Here is a 2,433-nt window from a genome sequence, read left to right as displayed (position 1 = left end):
TCCTCCATGGCCACGTCCTGGAACATTCCAGGATGGCGTCCTGTCGGGCACACAACAATGGCGGAAAGGCCCTTTTGCATCGAAAAATTCAGCACGCTAGCAGTGCTGCCTTTTCAGTTTGAGTTATGTATATCGATGGGAGCGAATTTCTTGTAGATGTCATCGAGCGCATTGATTGCGACGTTCAGAGTGGCTTCAGAGTGTTCACGCTCATACCTCTCTCTGATAAGTGCTGTCTGTACATCGAATTGTGATTGACGCGCATGGAGATAACTGAAAGTCATGACTAGCGAAACAAGCATAAGTAGCGAAACCGCGAGAGTCGCTAGTGCGGACAGAGTCTTGTTGCGCTTGCACCAGCGCCAACTGCGTTCCAGCGACGACGTCCGCCGGGCATTGACTGGTCGATTTGCGATAAATAACTCCAAATCGATGGCAAAATCACTAGCTGTCTTGTAGCGGTGATCGGGATCTTGAGCCATTGCCTTTAGGACAACGAATTCCAAGTCGCGCGGGATTTCCGGATTAAACGCGCTGGGTCGTGCGGGTTCAAAGGAGTTGTTCGCAATTCTCTGCAAAGACTCTGCGTGGCCCTGATCCGAATATGCCGGCCTGAGGCACAGCAATTCATAGAGTGTCACACCAAGGCTGTAGATATCACTTTGCTGGTTGTACTGACCACTGAAACCTTCTGGCGGAATGTAATTGAGCGTGCCCGCAATGTTTTGGGTGGCGCTAACCTCAGGAATCGACAACGCCTGGGCAAGACCGAAATCGGTGATCCAGATTTTTCCCTGGTGATCTAGCAAGATGTTGCCCGGCTTAATGTCTCGGTGCATCACCTTTTGTTCGGATGCATGCTGCAGTGCGTGAGCCACATCGCGCCCAATCCTTGCGACTTCGCCCCAGTAGCTGGAGCGACAGTGGCGAGTTGCTGTGTTTACACCAGTCATAGCGGCAGGATTATCATTCGAATCAGACAGCGAGCGGATAGATGATTTTGCCAGCGGGCCCCTTCGTAATGCAGACGAACTGGCAATATACGGCTTCAGTAGCCAAGAAACAGCCTGTTCGCGCTGTTTGTCTTGTGGTTCCTCCATATTCTCGACAGAGGAATCATGAAGTCTTCGCAGACGAGTGATAGCCTTCCGCAAAGAGACGCCTTGGATGAGTTCCATCACCAGGAAATGGAATCCATCGTCCTCGCCGATGCCGTACAAAGAAACGATGTTCGTATGATGCAACTGGGCGGCGATACGTGCTTCGCGTTGGAAACGGCGTAGCTGAACCGGATCGAGTAGGGCCGGTTTAGGCAGCACTTTTAATGCAACTTTTCGGCCAAGCGACTTCTGGTTTGCTTCGTAGACGATCCCCATGCCACCGCGACCGATCTCGCGAAGAATCTCGAAGTCACCCAGTTCAGTGAGTCGCAGAGGTTTTAATGTGGCATTCCGAGCGGCTGTTTTTCTGTCCTCTACTTTAATTTGCTCCAGTGCCACGATGGTTGGAAAAAGCTCGGAAATCGAGTCCGAAAGATCCGGATACCGAGCAACATATTCTTCGATCGAAGGGGGCTCGCCGTTTCGGCAACGGTCCATGAATTCTGAGGCGACTTCTTCTACAGGGTCACGTTCAGTATCTTGATCGCTCATCCGCTGCGTTCCATCGATGGATTGAATAACGCATCGGAAACGCCTGGCAACTCCGATAGAACCTTCTTCAATCGGGTGGTGGCTCGAATATATCGAATGCTGGCGGCTTTCTGCTGAATTCCGAGCACTTCTGCAATCTCCTTGTTCGTCAGTTCCTCGAAATGCCGTAGCGCCAGGATCTCCTGATCGTTTGATTCCAAAGAATCGATCGCATCATTGTTTGGCTGGGTGATGTGAAGTGGCCTAGCAAACAGGTAGTCAGTGAGAGCGATTTAATAGGGGAAAACCGTAAATTTGCTTAGGCGTTTCACGACTGGCGTCACGCCGCTGTGCCACCAGATGTCGGCGATGTGTGTCGACAAGTGTCTGTCCAACGATCATGCGAAGCCACACAAATGGCGAATACTGAATTTGTTCAGAGTAATGAGGAAGCCTGAGCGACGCATCCAAATAGGCATCTTGTAAGATGTCGTCTGGATCAACTCGGGCAGCCATGCGTGCATCGAGACGAAAATAAACGATTCGCCAAAGTCGCTCACGGTGGTTGGAAAACAATTTTGCCAAGGCATCACGCTCACCATGGAGCAGCCTCTCTCGGATATTATCCGCCTCTTCGAAGTTGCGTACCATCTTATTGTCTCCTACTGGGATCTAAAAACCCTCGCCTTCAGGCGATCACTTCAGTAGAACTAGGCTACGGAAGCGTACTTCGATACCGGGCAAAGCGGACATAATAGCCGCGCAGCGGCGACATCGTTTAGCCGTGGGGCGAGAGCCCACG

At 51.4% G+C, this 2,433-nt stretch carries 3 protein-coding genes; all 3 read right to left on the bottom strand.

Going from position 1 to position 2,433, the window contains the following annotated elements; translation table 11 throughout:
• Positions 1–113 precede the first annotated feature (113 nt).
• The 3 genes from ABGY95_RS05610 to ABGY95_RS05600 are packed head-to-tail and all read right to left on the bottom strand — an operon-like array spanning position 114 to position 2,282.
• Positions 114–1,652, bottom strand: a complete 1,539-nt coding sequence (locus tag ABGY95_RS05610) for a serine/threonine-protein kinase (RefSeq protein ID WP_347440715.1) — start codon at positions 1,650–1,652, stop codon at positions 114–116.
• Positions 1,649–1,852, bottom strand: a complete 204-nt coding sequence (locus ABGY95_RS05605; protein WP_347440714.1) for a sigma factor-like helix-turn-helix DNA-binding protein — start codon at positions 1,850–1,852, stop codon at positions 1,649–1,651. The genes ABGY95_RS05610 and ABGY95_RS05605 overlap by 4 nt, the downstream gene beginning before the upstream one ends.
• Positions 1,853–1,910: 58 nt before the next feature.
• On the bottom strand, positions 1,911–2,282 hold the full coding sequence (locus ABGY95_RS05600; RefSeq protein ID WP_347440713.1) for a hypothetical protein: 372 nt from the start codon (positions 2,280–2,282) through the stop codon (positions 1,911–1,913).
• Positions 2,283–2,433: the final 151 nt, after the last annotated feature.

The organism is Rubritalea sp. (genome assembly GCF_039830215.1).
Taxonomy (GTDB): Bacteria; Verrucomicrobiota; Verrucomicrobiia; order Verrucomicrobiales; family Akkermansiaceae; genus Rubritalea.
Note: the sequence above shows the minus strand (reverse complement) of the source record. Positions and strands in the feature narration are given on the sequence as shown.

Coding starts and splice junctions, on each gene's coding strand:
- ABGY95_RS05610 (WP_347440715.1), bottom strand. CDS start 1,652: ATGAGCGATCAAGATACTGAACGTGACCCTGTAGAAGAAGTCGCCTCA.
- ABGY95_RS05600 (WP_347440713.1), bottom strand. CDS start 2,282: ATGGTACGCAACTTCGAAGAGGCGGATAATATCCGAGAGAGGCTGCTC.